The sequence below is a fragment of the Falsiroseomonas tokyonensis genome, assembly GCF_019024325.1.
Classification (GTDB): Bacteria; Pseudomonadota; Alphaproteobacteria; order Acetobacterales; family Acetobacteraceae; genus Falsiroseomonas; species Falsiroseomonas tokyonensis.
This window is the reverse complement of the sequence record NZ_JAFNJS010000002.1, coordinates 825,401-840,488: the sequence shown is the minus strand read 5'-3', so window position 1 is coordinate 840,488 and position 15,088 is coordinate 825,401. Positions and strand designations below refer to the sequence as shown.

The window sequence follows — 15,088 nt, the reverse complement described above, 5'->3', positions numbered from 1 at the left end:
CCATCCATGGAGGGTTGGCGATGGCCTGGGTCTACCTGGTGGGTGCCGGATTGCTGGAAATCGGCTGGGCCATGGGGCTGAAGCATACCCAGGGGTTCAGCCGGCTCTGGCCCTCCGTGCTGACCATCGCCGCCATGGCGGCCAGCTTCTGGCTGCTGGCGTTGGCGCTGAAGTCGCTGCCGATCGGCACCGCCTATGCCATCTGGACCGGCATCGGCGCGGTGGGTACCGCGATCCTCGGCATCTGGCTGCTGGGCGAGCCCGCCACGGCGGGACGCCTGGCCGGCATCGCGCTGATCGTCGGCGGCATCGTGACCCTGAAGCTGGCAAGCTGAAGGCCGCCGCGGCTTGACCCCGCGCGCCTCCCTCGCGACCCTCCCCCCAGGAGGACCCAAGCATGACCGAAGACCTCGAGAAGCTGGCGAAATGGCGCGGCTTCGTGCCGGATGAGGAGCTGGAGACCTATCGCAAGGGCGGCTTCGCGCGGCGCATCGGCATCGGCCGCCGCCCCGCTTTGCTGAACATCGACACCACCTACATGTTCGTCGACCCCGCCTATTCGCAATGCGGGCGGGAGGATCCGGCGCTGATCGCGGCGCTGACGCGGCTGACCGCGCTGTTCCGCCGCCTCGACCTGCCGATCTACTACAGCCGCCGCGACGACCGCCGGCACCCAAGCTATCGCGGCTTGTGGAACCTGAAGCTCGGCACCGCGAACGACCACCAGTACAGCCGCGACCCGCGCGCCGATGAATGGCCGGAAGCCTATGCGCCGCGCGAGGCCGATCGCGTCGTGATGAAGAACAAGCCCTCCTGCTTCTTCGCGACGCCACTGGAGGCCTTCCTGCGCTACGACGAGGTGGACACCGTCATCATCTGCGGCGTCTCCACCAGCGGCTGCGTGCGGGCCGGTGCCATGGACGCCTTCAGCCACAATTTCCGCACCGTGCTGGTGGAGGAAGCCTGCGGCGATCGCAGCCCCTCCGCGCATCGCGCCAATCTCTTCGACCTCGACATGAAGTTCGCCGATGTCGAAAGCCTCGACTATGTCGAGCGCGAGCTGAACGCGCGCTTCGGCATGGCGCGCGCGGCGGAGTAGAGAAAAGCCCCTCCCCCTCTCATGGGAGAGGGGGTCTTCGCCTCCGCCCCCTACAGCGTGGTGACGCCGATCATGCCGTCGCGCGTCACCAGCCCCGCCAGCCGGGCCTCATCCCAGCCCTCGGTGCCGGCGGGGCGCTGCGGCACCACCAGGTAGCGCAGCTCCGCATTGCTGTCGTGCACGCGCAGCTCCACCCGCGGCGGCAGGCTGGTGCCGAATTCGGCGAGAATGCCGCGCGGATCACGCACCGCGCGCGCGCGATAGGCGCGGGATTTGTACCAGGCGGGCGGGCGGCCGAGGATGCTGCGCGGGTAGCAGGAGCACAGCGTGCACACCACCAGGTGGTGCCGCGTCGCCGTGTTGAACAGCGCGGCCAGCTTGGTGCCCGCCGCATCCAGGCCGAGCTCCGCCGCCGCCGCCACGGCATCCGCTTCCAGTCGCTGTGCATAGGCCGGGTCGGTCCAGGCGCGTGCGACGATCGCGGCGCCGTTATGCGGGCTGCGCGCATCCATGCGCGCGATTTCCTCCCGGATCTCGGCGGCGGTCAGCACGCCCTTGGCCAGCAGCAGGTTGCGCATGGCAACGCCCCGCAGGCGTAGCGGCGAGAGCCGTTCCTCCGCCGCGTCGTGATCTTCCTGATACGGGTGATGCTCATGGTCGTGGTCGTGGTCATGATCGTGATCATGGCCGTGATCGTCATGGTGGTTGTGATGATCCTCCACCACATCCAGCTCCGCTTCGCGCAGCCGCGCCTCCTCGGCCAGCAGCTCGGCCTCCGGCACCACGCCCTTCGAAATCATCAGGCTGGAGAAGGCCAGGATCCAGCGCTCGTAATAGGGCATGGCCCAATAGGTCGCGTCGTCCAGCTGTTCCTGCACCCGCCGGCTTTCATCGGTGGTGAAAAGCCGGCGCTTCGCGTCGGACAGCAGCATGCGGATCGCATCCGCCTCCTTCTCCCAATGCGCGGCCTCGTGCTCCGCGCGGATCACGGGGCCGTCGAAGCGGCCGCCGGCGTCATGGGGCGGATGGTTGGGGGGCAGGTCGGTCATCGGCCGGTCCTCTGGAATGCAGCCGGTACGCTAATCGGACCCCAGCGGCATCGGAAGCCTCGACAGGGCGACGATCATTGGCGAAGGTCGGGAAAACAACCGGGAGACCGATGGGAATGACAAAAGCAGAACTGGGCCGCCGCGGCCTGCTGGCGGCCGGCGCCGCCGCGCTGGCCGCCCCCGCCTTGGCGCAGGCCGCCTGGCCCAATCGCGACCTGCGCATGATCGTCCCCTTCCCGCCCGGCGGCACCACGGATGTGGTGGCCCGCCTGGTCGCCCAGGCGATGCGCGACCGGCTAGGCCGCGCCGTGGTGGTGGAGAACCAGCCCGGCGCTGGCAGCACCACCGCCGCCGGCCGCTTCGCCCGCGAAGGCGACGACCATGCGATGTTCGTCTCGCAGATCGCCTCCCACGGCATCGCCCCCGCGCTCTACCGCAACCTGACCTACAATGCGGAGACCGATTTCCGCGCCCTGACGCTGATGGTGACGGTGCCGAATGTCTGGGTCGCCAATCCGGGCAAGGTGCCGGGCGGCGACGTGCGGGCCTTCCTGCGCGATGCCAAGGCGCGGCCCGGGATGCGCAACTTCGCCTCCGCCGGCAATGGCACCTCCACCCATCTGACCGGGGAGCTGATCAACCAGCAGACCGGCGCCGGGCTGCAGCACGTGCCCTATCGCGGCGCCGGGCCCGGCATGGTGGCGGTGATGGGCGGCGAGGTCGATACCTTCATCGACAACCTGCCCACCGCCCTGCCGCAGATCCGCGCCGGCACCGTCCTGCCCCTGGCCGTCACCTCCGCCGTCCGCCTGCCGGAACTGCCGGATGTCCCGGCGCTGGCGGAGCTGGGGGCGGAGTTCAACCTGGTGGGCTTCTCCGCCGAGGCCTGGTTCGGCCTGCATACCCATCGCAGCGCCTCCGATGCCGTGGTGCAGCGGATGGGGGATGCCGCCCGCTCCGCGCTGTCCGACCCCGCCATGCAGGCGCAGCTGGCGGAGCGCGGCACCCAGCCGCGGCCCGTGCCCTCCGCCGAATATGCCGCGCTGGTGACGGCGGAGCTGGCCCGCTGGCGCCAGGTGGTCCAGCAGGGCAACATCCTGGTGCAATAGCCACCCGAGGACCGACTTGCCTGACCTGATCGAAGACATTCTCGGCCTGGCGCCGGACAGCCCGCTGGGCCGCCTCCGTCGCCAGCGCCCGGAAGCCCTGCGCCATGCCGAGGGCGCCTATCGCGAATTGCTGCTGCCCGCCGATCCGGGCGGTCTGAGCCTGGCCGAGCGTGCGGCGCTGGCCCGCCATGTGGCGGAGCGCGAGGGCGAGGCGGCGCTGGCGGCGCATTTTGCCGGACTTGCCCCTTCCCCCACCCCCTCCCCGCGTCTGGACGCGCTGCTGGCCTATGCCGAGAAGACGGCCATGGCGCCGGAATCCACCTCCAAGGCGGATATCGATGGCCTGGTGGCCCTCGGCCTGACCTCCCGCGACATCGTGGCGGCGACGCAGCTCATCGCCTTCGTGCCCTACCAGGTGCGGCTGCTGGCCGGGCTGCGCGCCCTGATGCAGGAGAAGGCTGCATGAGCCGCTTCACCCTGAAGCCCGTCGGCTGGCGCCCGCGCCTGGCCCCCGTGAAGGCCGAGACCGCCACCCCCGAACAGCTCGCGGCGTTGGAGGCCTGCCCGCCGGCGCAGCGGCGCTCCACCTATTTCCTGACGCTGGCGCATGATCCGGGCTCGCTGGGCGAGCGCGGCGCGCTATTCAATATCGTCATGTACGCCGAGGGCGGGCTCGATCGCGCGGATCGCGAGCTGTCCACCGCCGTGGTCTCCATGGTGAATGGCTGCGTCTTCTGCACCTCGGTCCATGCCAAGCGCTTCGTCGAGCTGACGGGCGAGGAACCCGCCATGCAGCGCCTGCTGGATGAGGGCTGGGCCGCGGAGCCCGATCCGCGCCGCAAGGCGATGGCCGATTTCACCGAGGCGCTGACCTGCGACCCCGGCGCCGTCACCGCCCAGCATCTGGCGCCGCTGCGCGCGGCGGGGCTGGACGACCTCGAGATCCTCGACCTGATCCATTCGGTGGCGATGTTCGCCAATGCCAACCGGCTGATGCTGACGCTGGGCGATCCGCTGCTGCCGCGGGGGGTGTAGCAGGGCGCAAAACGCCCTCGGCCCCCCTCACCCAACCCTCTCCCCCCGTCGGGGGGAGAGGGCTTTTTTGCGCGGCCGCACCGATCAGTTGATCTGCGCGCCGGAGATCCGCACCAGCTCCGCGTGGCGGACCATCTCCTCGCGCAGATAGGTGGCGAGGCGTTCCGGCGTGCCGCCACCGTCGAAGGCCATGCCGGCGGCCTCCAGCCGCTGGCGTGCGGCGGGGTCGGCCAGGACCTCATTCGCCAGCGCGTTGATGCGCGCGACCAGCGCGGGCGCGGCGCCCTTCGGCAGCATCAGGCAGAACCAGGTGCCGAAGGCGAGGCCGGGCATGCCGAGCTCCGCCGTCGTGGGCACATCCGGCAGTTGCGGCACGCGGCTGTCCGCCAGCACCGCGATGGCGCGCACCCGCCCGGCCTCCACCAGCGGCTTGGCGCCGGTCACCAGGTTGAACATGGCCTGGATGCGCCCGGCGATCAGGTCCGTGGTGGCGGCCGCCGGCGCCGCATAGGGCACATGGGTCAGCTGCGTCCCGGTGCGGGAGGCGAAGAGCTCCGCCGCCAGATGCATGGAGGAGCCATTGCCCGTGGTGCCGTGGTTGATGCCGCCGGGATGCGCCTTGGCATAGGCCGTGAAGGCCGCGAGGTCGCGCACCGGCACGTCGTTGTTCACGGTGAGGATGTTGGGCACGCTGCCGATCAGCACGACGGGCGTGAAATCCCGGACCGGGTCGAAGGGCATGTCCCGGTACATCGCCGGGTTGGTCGCCAGCGTGCCGGCCCAGCCCCAGAGGATGGCATGCCCATCCGGATCCGACCGCGCCGCGGCATTGGCGCCGATATTGCCGGCGGCGCCGCCCCTGTTCTCCACCACCACCGGCTGCGGCAGGCGCTTTTCGAGCTCCTGGGCAAAAATGCGCGCCAGCGTATCCGCGGTGCCGCCGCCGCCCGGCGCCGGGACGATCAGGCGGACGGGCCGCGTCGGCCAGGCGGGCTGGGCAAGTGCCGGCGTGGCAGCGCCCAGCGCCGTGGCGGCCAGAAGCGTGCGGCGGGTGAGGCTCATGGCGGCGGCATCCTCGTTCAGCGGAGGCTGACGCTACGGCCTGCCGCCCGGCGCCATCAATAGCCCCGTTCTGGCTCCACCCGGTTCGGCGCCGGCTGGCCTGCCCGCATGGCGAGCAGGTTGCGGAACAGGATGTCCAGCGTGTCGTCGTTGTAGGTGGCGGGGTCGTCGGAGGAGACGTGGGGGACCACCAGCATGCCCGGCGTGCGCCACAGGCGGTGGCCCGCCGGCAGCGGCTCCGGCACCGCGACATCGGTCACCACGCCGGCCAGCGCGCCGGCCTCCAGCGCATCGCAGACCGCGTCCTGGTCCCAGACCGCGCCGCGCGCCATGTTCACCAGCTTGGCGCCGGCGGGCAGCAGGCCGATGCGGCGGCGGTCGATCAGCCCGCGCGTCTCCGGCGTCAGCGGGCAGGCCAGCAGCAGGAATTCGGCGCGCGCGAGCGCGGAGTCGAGGCCGGCGGTGGTAACCACCTCGTCGCAATGCTCATGCGGCGTGGCGCTGTTGCGCACGCCGATCACCTTCATGCCGAAGGCCTTGGCGTGCTTGGCCGCCGTGCCGCCGATGCTGCCGAGACCCAGGATGCAGACCGTTCGGCCGGCCAGCGTCGATCCGAAGCGCTTGGTCCAGCTCTCGCCCCGCTGCTGCGTGCCGAAGAAGGGGATGTGGTTGGCCAGCATCAGCAGCGACATCAGCGCGAATTCGCCGGCCTTGGCCGCATGCGCGCCGCGGTTGTTCAGCAGCACGATCTCCGGCGGCAGCCAGGTGAAGGGCGAGAGCCCATCGAGCCCGGCGGAGGTGCAGGCGATCACCTTCAGCCTGGGCGCGATGCCCGGCAGGGCGCCGACCGGGAAGCGCGCCTTCACCACGCGGGTCCAGGTCAGCAGGACCTCCGCCTCGGCCATGGCGGCGGCGAAGCCGGCATCGTCCTCGGCATAGGAGAATTCGGGCGAGCCGATCTCGGGGTGGCGGGCCAGGGCGGCGGCGACCTGGGCGGGCGTGACGGGGAAGAGCGTCTCGCCCTGGGGATTCTGGATATGGATGCGCATGCGGCGGAGCCTCGCAGGACCGCGCTGGGCGTCAACCCACCCAGGCGCCATCGCGCGCGACCAGGCGCCCGGCATGGAAGACCAGCCCGCGCGGCGGATGCTGGCCGATCGCCTCCGGCACATTCTCCGCCGCGATGCTGAACAGGTTCGCCGGATGGCCTTCCGCAATGCCGTGCTGCGCGATGCCCAGCGCCAGCGCGCCCTCGGCCGAGACCATGGCGAACAGGTCCTCCAGCAGCGGGTCGGTGCGCAGATCCTCGCGCCAGCCGATCACCGCGGCGCGCTCCAGCATGTCGCCATTGCCATAGGGGCTCCAGGTGTCGCGCACATCGTCATTGCCGCAGAAGACGCGCACGCCCTCCCGCCGCAGCAGCATCAGGGGCGGCAGGGTGGCCCCGCCGGCGCCATGGGTGACGAGGGACACGCCCGACTCCGCCATCAGCGCCGCCGCCGCCTTCTGCTTGGATTCGGAAATGCGGCCGAGGCAGAAGCCGTGGCTGATGGTGACATGCCCCTGCATCCCCGCCGATTTCGCGCGCGCGCAGATCTCCTGCAGACTGTAGAGGCCGAGCTCGCCCGGCTCGTGCAGATGGATGTCGAGGCCGACGCCGCGGCGCGCCGCGATGGCGAAGAGGCCGTCCAGCTGGCCGGAGGGGTTGCGATCCACCTCGCAGGGATCGATGCCGCCGACCAGGTCCGCACCCTCGCGGATCGCGGAGTCGAGCAGGTCCAGCATCGGCGCGCCGCCCTGGCGCATCACGCCGGCCTGCGGGAAGGCCACCACCTGCACCGTCACCGCATGGGCATGCGCGGCCTTCGCCTCCAGCACGCCATGCAGCGCGGTCAGGCCGAAATCGGGGGTGATGTCGGCATGGGTGCGGATATGCGCGGTGCCATGGGCGACGCAGCGGCGGATCAGCGCGCCCGCCCGTTCCGCGGTGGAGAGCGGCAGGCTGGGCAGCAGGCGCTGGTCGGTTTCGATGCGGCTCTGCCGGAAGGGCTGCGCGGCATGCGGCTGCCAGGGCAGGCCGAACAGGGTCTTGTCCAGATGCATATGGCCATCGACCAGGGCGGGCAGCAGCAGCGCCCCGCCGAGGTCCATCACCTCCGCCGCCTCCGGCGCCGGCGCGCCCTCGGGCAGGATCTGCGCGATGCGGCCGCCGGCGATGGCGATGCGCGTCCGGCTGCCATCGGCCAGGCGGAGATGGGTCAGCAGCGTTTCGGTCATGGCGCGGTCTCCGGCGGTTCGGCGCATGAAAGCCCGGGCGGCCGCGGACGGGAAGCGCGGCGGCGCGGCGCATTCCGGCAGATGAAATGCGCCGACTTGCCTGCCGCCGCCGCCGCGCCGCGCGGATAGCATGGCGGCAAGGCGCGCCGGGATGCGCCGGCGGAGGAGACGAGGATGAAGGCCTGGACACGACGCATGGCCGCGGCCGGCTGGCTGCTGCTGGCCGCCCTGGCGCCCGCCCAGGCCGCCTATCCGGACCGGCCGGTGCGGCTGATCATCGCCTATACGCCCGGCGGCACCGGCGACCTGGTGGGCCGGCTGATCGCCGATGCGCTGGCGCCGCGCCTCGGCGTGCCGGTGGTGACGGTGAACCAGGGCGGCGCCAATGGCGCGATCGGCGCGCGTGCGGTCGCGGTGGCGGCGCCGGATGGCTACACGCTGCTGCTGGCGGGCAACGCGATCTTCTCGATCCTGCCGCATCTCAGCCAGGTCGGCTATGACTCCAGCAACTTCACGCCGATCGCCAATATCAGCGAATCCCAGCGCCTGCTGGCGGTGCGCAACAGCCTGCCGGTGACGACGCTGGCGGAGCTGGTGGCCTACGGGAAGCGCCATCCGGGCCGGCTGAACTACGGCACCTCCGGCATCGGCTCCACCCTGCACATCATGACCGAGATGTTCCGCCGCGAGGCGGGGTTCGAGGCGCTGCACATCCCCTTCCGCGGCTCGGCGCCTGCGGTGCAGGCGATGATGACCGGGGATGTGGACTTCATGATCGACACGGTGGTGATCCAGCACGCGCAGCAGGGCCGGCTGCGCCCGCTGGCGGCCGTAGGCGACCGCCGCCTGCCGCAATTCCCGGATCTGCCGACTCTGGCCGAGCAGGGGTTTCCGAATGTCCACACCTCCGGCTGGCAGGCGCTGATGGGGCCGGCGGGGATCCCACCTGAGATCGTCAATATCCTGGCCACCCATGTCGAAGCGGCGACGCGCGAGCCCGCCTTCATCGAGCGGCTGGCCCGCGGCGGCGTGGAAGCGCGCTACCGCGCGCCGGCGGAGTTGGCCGAAGATCTGCGGGAGGACAACCGGCAGTTCGGCGCCGTGATCCGCTCCGCCGGCATTGTCGCCGAGTGATGATCGAGGGCGAGGTCGCGCTGCCCGATCTGCGCTTGGCCTATTGGGACACCGGCGGGGACGGCACGCCGGTGGTGCTGCTGCATGCGGCCAGCGGCAGCAAGGACATCTGGGAGCACCAGCTGCCGGCGCTGCGCGGCGCCGGCTATCGGGTCATCGCCTATTCCCGGCGGGGCCATGCCGGCTCGGAAACCGGACCGAAGGATGCGCCGGGGACGGGCAGCGGGGACCTTCTCGGGCTGCTCGACCGGCTGGGCCTCGGCCCCTGCCACCTGGTCGGCACCGCGGCGGGCGGGCTGGTGGCCACGGATTTCGCCCTGACCCATCCGGACCGGCTGCGCAGCCTGACGCTGGCCTGCACCATCGTGGGCGTGGTGGACGAGGACTACCTGGCGCTCGGCGCCCGGCTGCGGCCGCCCGGATTCACCGAGCTGCCGATCGACTTCCAGGAGCTCGGGCCGAGCTACCGGGCGGAGAATCCGGAGGGGGTGGCCCGCTGGCTGGCGCTGGAGCGGCGCGCCCATCCCGGCGGCCGCTTCCGCCAGCCGGCCGCGAATGCCCTGACCTGGCAGGCGCTGCGCGGCCTGGCGGTGCGGACGCTGCTGGTGAACGGCGATGCCGATCTCTGGGCGCCACCGGCGATCCAGCGCCTATTCCTGCGCCGCCTGCCGAATGCGCGGGGCGTGGTGATCGCGGAGTCCGGCCATTCCGCCTATTGGGAACAGCCCGAGGCCTTCAACGCGGCGCTGCTGGACTTCCTGGCGGAGGGCTGAAGGATCGGGGTGCCCGGAATCGAACCGAGGACCTCCTGTACCCAAAACAGGCGCGCTACCAGGCTGCGCCACACCCCGTCCGGCGGATACCTACGGGCCTGCGGCCCGGGGAGCAAGGGTTAGGGGGCGGTGCCGAAGATGCGGTGCTGCACCCGGTCGCCGACGCGGATGTCCAGCTTCTCGGTGATGCCGGCCTGCAGTTCCAGCGTGGCGCGCACCGGGCCGCGGCTGTCCACCGGGGTCAGGCTGTAGGGCACGGTGCGTTCGGCGATGCGGTGGATGCGGCCATCGGCGGCGATGAAGACCATGTCGAGCGGCGCGATCGTGTTGCGCATCCACATGCTGCTCTCGCGCGGCTGGCCCCAGTCAAACAGCATTCCCTCATCGGCGCCGACGCTCGGGCGGAACATCAGGCCGATCATCTGGTGGTCGGGGCTGACCGCCATTTCCACCGCGAAAGTGTGACGAGTGCCGTTGCGGGTGACGATCACCAGCGGCTCCGTCGGCAGCTTCGGCTGCGGGCGGTCCACGCCGGGCTGGGCCAGCGCCGGGGTGACGGCCGAGAAGCCGAGGGCGGCGAGCAGGGGGCGGCGTGTGATCATGCGGGCACCTTAGCAGGCTCCGGCAGGCCTTCCAGGGTGCGTGCCGCCAGGGCGCGGATCTCGGGCCGCACCGGGCCGGGGCGCGGGGCATCGGCGATGGAGGTGAACCAGGCCTCCGGCGGATTGCGGCCGGCCGCGCGGGTCCAGGCCAGGCCGCGCAGCACGGCCTCCGCCGCGGCCGGGATGCGGGGCGGGATCGGCAGGCGGTTCAGCGTGGCCCAGACCCCGGCCCAGCAGCGCGCGACCGACCAGGGGTTGTAGCCGCCGCCGCCCAGCACGATCAGCCGCGGCGCCAGCCCCATCAGCGCCTGCACCACGGACCGGTGCGCCGCATTGGACAAAGCGAGGCGGGAGAGCGGGTCCTCCGTGATCGCATCCGCTCCGCATTGCAGCATCACGGCCTGCGGCCGACGCTGGCGCAGGATCGGCAGGACGGCGTGGCGGAGAAGAAAATCCATCTCGCTGTCGTTGAAGCCCTCCGGCACCGGCAGGTTGCGGGCATGCCCCCCTGCCCGGTTCTCGACCGGCCCGGAATTCGGCCAGCGCCCGGCCTCATGGATGGAGACGGTGAAGACGCGCGGATCATCCGCAAAGGCGGCCTCCACCCCGTCGCCGTGATGCGCGTCGATATCGAGGTAAAGGATGTTGTCGAGGCCCTGGTCGAGCCATTCCAGCAGCCCCAGCACGGCGTCGTTCAGGTAGCAGAAGCCACTCGCGCGATCCGGCTGGCCGTGATGCGTGCCGCCGCCCGGCACATGCACCACACCGCCCTCCGCGGTCAGTCGCGCGGCCAGCATCACCCCGCCGGCGCCGGTGGCGGGGCGGGAGAAGACTTCGCGGTAGACCGGGTTGCCGTCGGCGCCGATGCGATGGCGCTCGCGATGCGCCGGATCCACCGCCTGTCTCGCCTCCGCCCGCATCAGCGCGGCGATGTAGTCCGGCGTATGGAAGCGCGTCAGCTGGTCGGGCGTGGCGCGCGGGCTGTCCTGGTACTGGCCCGGCGCCACCCAGCCCATCGCATGGACCAGGTCCAGCATGGTGGAGACGCGCGGAATGGCCAGCGGGTGCTTCGGCCCATAGGTGGAGCCGCGGTAGATTTCGGAGCCGATCAGAAGGGGGCGCATGCGCCGCCAAGATGGGGCGGCAGGGACTATCCGGCCAGATGCTCGACCAGGATGGAGGTGCCGAGGGCGATCAGCGCCAGCCCCGCAAGCGCCTCCGCCCCCCGCCCGAAGCGGCTGCCGAGCAGGCGCCCGGCCATCATGCCGCCCGTGGCCATGATGAAGGTGGCCAGGCCGATGGCGGGCGCCACGATCCAGATATCCACCTCCAGCACCGCGAGCGACACGCCGACCGCCATGGCATCGATGCTGGTGCCCAGCGCCACCGCCACCAGCATCCAGGCGGAGCGGCCAGGTGGCGGCGCATCCGGCGCGCGCTTCAGCGCGGCATGGAGGCAATGCAGCCCGACCAGGCCGAGCAGCGCGAAGGCCACCCAATGGTCGACGGCCGCGACCTGCCCCGCCGCCAGGATGCCGGCGCACCAGCCGATCACCGGCGTCGCCATTTCCACCACGCCGAAGACCGCGCCGGTGCGCAGCGCATCACCCATCCGCACGCGTGGCCCCACCGCCCCACGGCTGAGCGCGGCGGCGAAGGCATCCACGGACATGCCGAGGGCGAGGAGGGTGATGGCGGCGGGTGACATGGCGCCCCCCTAGGCCCGGAGCCACGGGCCGTCAAATTTATCTTTTAAAATCCGATACTTGTAGTTTGAACCCAAAGTTGTTCCGCAGGCTACAGAAGCGGGAGGAGGAGACGAATCGCGGCATTCGCCCGCTCTTGCCAGCCGCCCGCGCGCACCGCATACAGGAAAGGTCATCGGGGGGAGCCCATAGGGGGCTGAGAGGCGGGGCAGTCCCCGCGACCCCACGAACCTGATCCGGGTCATGCCGGCGAAGGGAACGGTGGTCTTGCCCAGCCTAGCCATACCCGGATTCCGAATCCTGCTGCCGCATGGCCTGTCGCTTGGCGGGCGGCCCGTGCTGGGGGCGCTCGACCTGGCCGTGCCGGGCGGGCGGACCACGGCGCTGCTCGGGCCCTCGGGGTCGGGCAAGTCGACCCTTCTGCGGCTGGTCGCGGGGCTGCTGACGGTGCCGGCAGGCGGGGCAGTGCAGGCCGGGGATGGCGCGCCCCTCGCCGGCCGCGTCGCCTATATGGCGCAGCAGGACCTGCTGGCGCCCTGGCGGGATGTGCTCGGCAATATCACCCTGGGCGCGCATCTGCGGGGCGAAGCGCCGGACCTGCCGCGGGCCCGCGCCATGCTGGCCGAGGTCGGCCTGGCCCCCGGGGACTCGCAGAAACGCCCGGCGCAGCTTTCGGGCGGCATGCGCCAGCGCGTGGCCCTGGCCCGCACGCTGATGGAAGACCGCCCCCTGGTGCTGATGGACGAGCCCTTCAGCGCCGTGGACGCGCCGACGCGCCACCGCATGCAGTCCCTCTCCGCCCGGCTGCTCGCTGGCCGCACCGTGCTGCTGGTGACGCATGACCCGCTGGAGGCGCTGCGCCTGGCGGATCGCATCTTCGTCCTCTCCGGCAGCCCGGCGGTGCCGGTGGCGGTGGAGGTGCCGGAAGGCGCGCCCCCTCGCCCGGCCGGCGACCCGGCGCTGCTCGCGGCCCAGGCCGCGCTGCTCGAACGCCTGGCGGAGGCGGTGGCATGATCCGCGGATTCCTGGCCGCCCTCGGCCTCGTGCTGCTCTGGCAGGGCTTCGTCTGGCTGACCGAGGTGCCGCCCTTCCTGCTGCCGGCGCCGAGCCGCGTCGCCTTCGCGCTGGCGGATCGCTGGGAGAGCATCCTGGACCATGCGCTGATCACCGCCGCCGAGATCCTGCTCGGCCTGGCGCTGGGCGCGCTGCTCGGCATCGCCACCGCGCTGGTGCTGGTGGCCTGGCGGGAGGGGCGGCGCTGGCTGCTGCCGCTGCTGCTGATCAGCCAGGCCATCCCGGTCTTCGCCATCGCGCCGCTACTGACGCTGTGGCTGGGCTTCGGCATGGCCAGCAAGGTGGCCATGGCGACGCTGATCATCTTCTTCCCGGTGGCCACCGCCTTCTATGACGGGCTGCGGCGGACGGAGCCCGGGCTGCTGGACCTCGCCACCACCATGGGCGCCGGCGGCCTCTCCACGCTCTGGCGGGTGCGGGTTCCGGCGGCGCTGCCTTCGCTGGCCTCCGGCCTGCGCGTGGCGGCCGCCGTCGCGCCGATCGGCGCGGTGGTCGGCGAATGGGTCGGGGCCTCGGCGGGGCTTGGCTACCTGATGCTGCATGCCAATGGGCGCAGCCAGACGGATGTGATGTTCGCGGCGCTCTTCGTGCTGATGCTGATGGCGCTCGCTTTGTGGTTCGCCACCGACTGGCTGCTGCGCCGGGCGATCCCCTGGCAGCCCGATTCCCTTCTCACCGAAAAGGTCACGACATGAAGCGGCTTGTTCTCGCGCTCGCCCTGCTGCTGGCGCCGCTAATGGCTTCCCGGGCCGTGCTCGCGCAGCCCGCGCCGGCGCAGCTCACGGTGCTGCTCGACTGGTTCATCAACCCGGACCACGCGCCCATCATCATCGCGCAGGAACGCGGCGACTTCGCCCGCGCGGGGCTGGATGTGCGGATCGTCGCACCGGCCGACCCCAACGACCCGCCGCGGCTGATCGGCGCCCGGCGGGGCGATATCGGCGTCTACTACCAGAAGAACCTGTATCTGGCGGTGGAACAGGGCCTGCCCCTGATGCGCATCGGCACGCTGGTGGCGACGCCGCTCTCGACGCTCACCGTGCTGCGGGACGGCCCGGTGCGGAGTCTTGCCGATCTCCGCGGCAAGCGCGTGGGCTATTCCGTCGCGGGCTTCGAGGAAGTGACCATGGGCGCGATGCTGGAGACGGTGGGCCTGCGCCTGTCCGATATCCGGCTGGTGAACGTCAATTTCGGCCTGTCCTCCGCCCTGATGTCGGGCCAGGTGGATGCCATCCTCGGCGGCTTCCGCAATTTCGAGCTGCATCAGCTGGACCTCGAGAACCGCCCCGGCCGCGCCTTCTTCCCCGAGCAATACGGCATGCCGGCCTATGACGAGCTGATCTACATCGCCCATCGCGACCGCGCCCAGGACCCGCTGCTGCGCCGCTTCATCGATGCGACGGAGGCCGCGACCCACTTCCTGGTGAACAACCCCGAGGAATCCTGGCGCATGTTCATTGCCGGCCCGCGGCGCGAGCTGGACAACGAGCTGAACCGCCGCGCCTTCGCCAGCACGGCCAACCGCTTCTCGCTGAGCCCCGGCGCGCTGGACCGCAACCGCTACGACCGTTTCGCGCGATTCCTGGTGGAGCGCCGCATGATCCGCAGCGTGCCGGCGCTGGAGACCTACGCGGTGGAGCTGCCGGGTGCTACTGCTGCGCGGTGATCACTGAACCGCGCTTCCTGGTCGACGCCGATGCCTGCCCCGTCCGCGACGAGATTCTCCGAGTTGCCGGGCGGCTCGGCTTCGAGACCATCTTCATCTCCAACGGCTCCCGCCCCATCCGGCCGCCGGGCGGGCGCACGCGGATCGTCATCGTCACCGATGGCGCGGACAAGGCGGATGACTGGATCGCGGACGAGGCGACGCTCACCGATATCTGCCTGACGGCGGATATTCCGCTCGCCGCCCGCTGCCTGGCCAAGGGCGCCTTCGCCTTGAATTTCAAGGGCCATCCCTGGACCGAGAACAATATCGGCAGCGCGCTCGCCGGCCGCGCCATGTCCCAGCATCTGCGGGAACTCGGCATGGGCGGCGGCCCGCCGCCGATGGGGGGCGCCGACAAGTCGCGCTTCCTCAATGCGCTGGATGCCATGGCGCAGGCGGCGATCCGGCGGGCGAAGGCCATGCCGCCGGGCTGATCCGCCTGCGCAACCGCGACCGTTCA

Annotated in this window: 18 protein-coding genes, 1 tRNA gene and 1 riboswitch; of the genes, 11 read left to right on the top strand and 8 right to left on the bottom strand. The window is 71.3% G+C overall.

The genetic code is table 11. The annotated features are described in order from the left end of the window. Positions 1–20 precede the first annotated feature (20 nt). Positions 21–335: a quaternary ammonium compound efflux SMR transporter SugE gene (gene sugE, locus J3S20_RS10195; protein ID WP_216836316.1), complete on the top strand. Its 315-nt coding sequence runs from the start codon at positions 21–23 to the stop codon at positions 333–335. Between the two features lie 62 nt (positions 336–397). After that, positions 398–1,099: an isochorismatase family protein gene (locus J3S20_RS10190; protein ID WP_216836315.1), complete on the top strand. Its 702-nt coding sequence runs from the start codon at positions 398–400 to the stop codon at positions 1,097–1,099. A gap of 50 nt (positions 1,100–1,149) precedes the next feature. On the opposite strand, the gene J3S20_RS10185 is transcribed toward J3S20_RS10190, so the two are convergent. Beyond that, positions 1,150–2,148, bottom strand: a complete 999-nt coding sequence (locus J3S20_RS10185; protein WP_246602532.1) for a nitrile hydratase subunit alpha — start codon at positions 2,146–2,148, stop codon at positions 1,150–1,152. A gap of 116 nt (positions 2,149–2,264) precedes the next feature. On the opposite strand from J3S20_RS10185, the gene J3S20_RS10180 reads away from it, so the two are divergent. The 3 genes from J3S20_RS10180 to J3S20_RS10170 are packed head-to-tail and all read left to right on the top strand — an operon-like array spanning position 2,265 to position 4,292. After that, on the top strand, positions 2,265–3,257 hold the full coding sequence (locus J3S20_RS10180) for a Bug family tripartite tricarboxylate transporter substrate binding protein (protein WP_216836314.1): 993 nt from the start codon (positions 2,265–2,267) through the stop codon (positions 3,255–3,257). 16 nt (positions 3,258–3,273) lie between these two features. Beyond that, complete coding sequence (locus tag J3S20_RS10175; protein WP_216836313.1) at positions 3,274–3,723, top strand: CMD domain-containing protein; 450 nt, start codon at positions 3,274–3,276, stop codon at positions 3,721–3,723. Next, a complete protein-coding gene (locus J3S20_RS10170; RefSeq protein ID WP_216836312.1) occupies positions 3,720–4,292 on the top strand; it encodes a peroxidase-related enzyme in 573 nt (190 codons plus the stop codon). Before J3S20_RS10175 ends, J3S20_RS10170 begins: the two co-directional genes overlap by 4 nt. 84 nt (positions 4,293–4,376) lie before the next feature. On the opposite strand, the gene J3S20_RS10165 is transcribed toward J3S20_RS10170, so the two are convergent. Genes J3S20_RS10165 through J3S20_RS10155 form a run of 3 tightly spaced genes read right to left on the bottom strand, consistent with a single transcriptional unit; the run spans position 4,377 to position 7,631 of the window. Continuing rightward, positions 4,377–5,354: a Bug family tripartite tricarboxylate transporter substrate binding protein gene (locus J3S20_RS10165; protein WP_216836311.1), complete on the bottom strand. Its 978-nt coding sequence runs from the start codon at positions 5,352–5,354 to the stop codon at positions 4,377–4,379. Between the two features lie 56 nt (positions 5,355–5,410). Next, positions 5,411–6,403 (bottom strand): D-2-hydroxyacid dehydrogenase, encoded by a 993-nt coding sequence (locus tag J3S20_RS10160; RefSeq protein WP_216836310.1) that lies wholly within the window; start codon positions 6,401–6,403, stop codon positions 5,411–5,413. A 31-nt stretch (positions 6,404–6,434) separates the two neighbouring features. Beyond that, positions 6,435–7,631: an amidohydrolase gene (locus J3S20_RS10155; RefSeq protein ID WP_216836309.1), complete on the bottom strand. Its 1,197-nt coding sequence runs from the start codon at positions 7,629–7,631 to the stop codon at positions 6,435–6,437. Positions 7,632–7,805: 174 nt separating this feature from the next. On the opposite strand from J3S20_RS10155, the gene J3S20_RS10150 reads away from it, so the two are divergent. Further along, a complete protein-coding gene (locus J3S20_RS10150; RefSeq protein ID WP_216836308.1) occupies positions 7,806–8,765 on the top strand; it encodes a Bug family tripartite tricarboxylate transporter substrate binding protein in 960 nt (319 codons plus the stop codon). Beyond that, positions 8,765–9,538, top strand: coding sequence for an alpha/beta fold hydrolase (locus tag J3S20_RS10145; protein WP_216836307.1), 774 nt, complete (start codon positions 8,765–8,767; stop codon positions 9,536–9,538). Before J3S20_RS10150 ends, J3S20_RS10145 begins: the two co-directional genes overlap by 1 nt. A 4-nt stretch (positions 9,539–9,542) precedes the next feature. Here the strand turns inward: J3S20_RS10145 and J3S20_RS10140 are convergent. From J3S20_RS10140 to J3S20_RS10125, 4 genes are all read right to left on the bottom strand, one after another. Beyond that, positions 9,543–9,616 (bottom strand) — tRNA-Pro (locus J3S20_RS10140). A 41-nt stretch (positions 9,617–9,657) separates the two neighbouring features. Continuing rightward, entirely contained in the window at positions 9,658–10,140 is a 483-nt protein-coding gene (locus J3S20_RS10135; RefSeq protein ID WP_216836306.1) for a DUF192 domain-containing protein, read from the bottom strand. Beyond that, complete coding sequence (locus J3S20_RS10130) at positions 10,137–11,264, bottom strand: acetoin utilization protein AcuC (RefSeq protein ID WP_216836305.1); 1,128 nt, start codon at positions 11,262–11,264, stop codon at positions 10,137–10,139. The genes J3S20_RS10135 and J3S20_RS10130 overlap by 4 nt, the downstream gene beginning before the upstream one ends. Before the next feature lie 26 nt (positions 11,265–11,290). After that, positions 11,291–11,848 carry a manganese efflux pump MntP gene (locus J3S20_RS10125; protein ID WP_216836304.1) on the bottom strand — a complete coding sequence of 186 codons (558 nt, stop codon included), beginning with the start codon at positions 11,846–11,848 and terminating at the stop codon, positions 11,291–11,293. Positions 11,849–12,014: 166 nt separating this feature from the next. Further along, positions 12,015–12,122, top strand: a riboswitch (TPP riboswitch). Between J3S20_RS10125 and J3S20_RS10120 the strand changes: the two genes are divergently transcribed. The 4 genes from J3S20_RS10120 to J3S20_RS10105 all read left to right on the top strand — a co-directional run bounded on the left by J3S20_RS10120 (position 12,090) and on the right by J3S20_RS10105 (position 15,062). After that, positions 12,090–12,860 carry an ABC transporter ATP-binding protein gene (locus J3S20_RS10120; RefSeq protein WP_216836303.1) on the top strand — a complete coding sequence of 257 codons (771 nt, stop codon included), beginning with the start codon at positions 12,090–12,092 and terminating at the stop codon, positions 12,858–12,860. It overlaps the preceding riboswitch by 33 nt. After that, positions 12,857–13,615, top strand: a complete 759-nt coding sequence (locus J3S20_RS10115) for an ABC transporter permease (RefSeq protein WP_216836302.1) — start codon at positions 12,857–12,859, stop codon at positions 13,613–13,615. Before J3S20_RS10120 ends, J3S20_RS10115 begins: the two co-directional genes overlap by 4 nt. Continuing rightward, the gene (locus J3S20_RS10110) at positions 13,612–14,586 is read left to right on the top strand and encodes an ABC transporter substrate-binding protein (protein WP_216836301.1); all 975 of its coding nucleotides are present in this window, start codon (positions 13,612–13,614) and stop codon (positions 14,584–14,586) included. The genes J3S20_RS10115 and J3S20_RS10110 overlap by 4 nt, the downstream gene beginning before the upstream one ends. Beyond that, positions 14,583–15,062, top strand: a complete 480-nt coding sequence (locus J3S20_RS10105; RefSeq protein WP_343215196.1) for a YaiI/YqxD family protein — start codon at positions 14,583–14,585, stop codon at positions 15,060–15,062. Before J3S20_RS10110 ends, J3S20_RS10105 begins: the two co-directional genes overlap by 4 nt. Positions 15,063–15,088 lie beyond the last annotated feature (26 nt).

Coding starts and splice junctions, on each gene's coding strand:
- J3S20_RS10145 (WP_216836307.1), top strand. CDS start 8,765: ATGATCGAGGGCGAGGTCGCGCTGCCCGATCTGCGCTTGGCCTATTGG.
- J3S20_RS10185 (WP_246602532.1), bottom strand. CDS start 2,148: ATGACCGACCTGCCCCCCAACCATCCGCCCCATGACGCCGGCGGCCGC.
- J3S20_RS10180 (WP_216836314.1), top strand. CDS start 2,265: ATGACAAAAGCAGAACTGGGCCGCCGCGGCCTGCTGGCGGCCGGCGCC.
- J3S20_RS10120 (WP_216836303.1), top strand. CDS start 12,090: ATGCCGGCGAAGGGAACGGTGGTCTTGCCCAGCCTAGCCATACCCGGA.
- J3S20_RS10190 (WP_216836315.1), top strand. CDS start 398: ATGACCGAAGACCTCGAGAAGCTGGCGAAATGGCGCGGCTTCGTGCCG.
- J3S20_RS10135 (WP_216836306.1), bottom strand. CDS start 10,140: ATGATCACACGCCGCCCCCTGCTCGCCGCCCTCGGCTTCTCGGCCGTC.
- J3S20_RS10165 (WP_216836311.1), bottom strand. CDS start 5,354: ATGAGCCTCACCCGCCGCACGCTTCTGGCCGCCACGGCGCTGGGCGCT.
- J3S20_RS10170 (WP_216836312.1), top strand. CDS start 3,720: ATGAGCCGCTTCACCCTGAAGCCCGTCGGCTGGCGCCCGCGCCTGGCC.
- J3S20_RS10110 (WP_216836301.1), top strand. CDS start 13,612: ATGAAGCGGCTTGTTCTCGCGCTCGCCCTGCTGCTGGCGCCGCTAATG.
- J3S20_RS10130 (WP_216836305.1), bottom strand. CDS start 11,264: ATGCGCCCCCTTCTGATCGGCTCCGAAATCTACCGCGGCTCCACCTAT.
- J3S20_RS10155 (WP_216836309.1), bottom strand. CDS start 7,631: ATGACCGAAACGCTGCTGACCCATCTCCGCCTGGCCGATGGCAGCCGG.
- J3S20_RS10115 (WP_216836302.1), top strand. CDS start 12,857: ATGATCCGCGGATTCCTGGCCGCCCTCGGCCTCGTGCTGCTCTGGCAG.
- J3S20_RS10160 (WP_216836310.1), bottom strand. CDS start 6,403: ATGCGCATCCATATCCAGAATCCCCAGGGCGAGACGCTCTTCCCCGTC.
- sugE (WP_216836316.1), top strand. CDS start 21: ATGGCCTGGGTCTACCTGGTGGGTGCCGGATTGCTGGAAATCGGCTGG.
- J3S20_RS10150 (WP_216836308.1), top strand. CDS start 7,806: ATGAAGGCCTGGACACGACGCATGGCCGCGGCCGGCTGGCTGCTGCTG.
- J3S20_RS10125 (WP_216836304.1), bottom strand. CDS start 11,848: ATGTCACCCGCCGCCATCACCCTCCTCGCCCTCGGCATGTCCGTGGAT.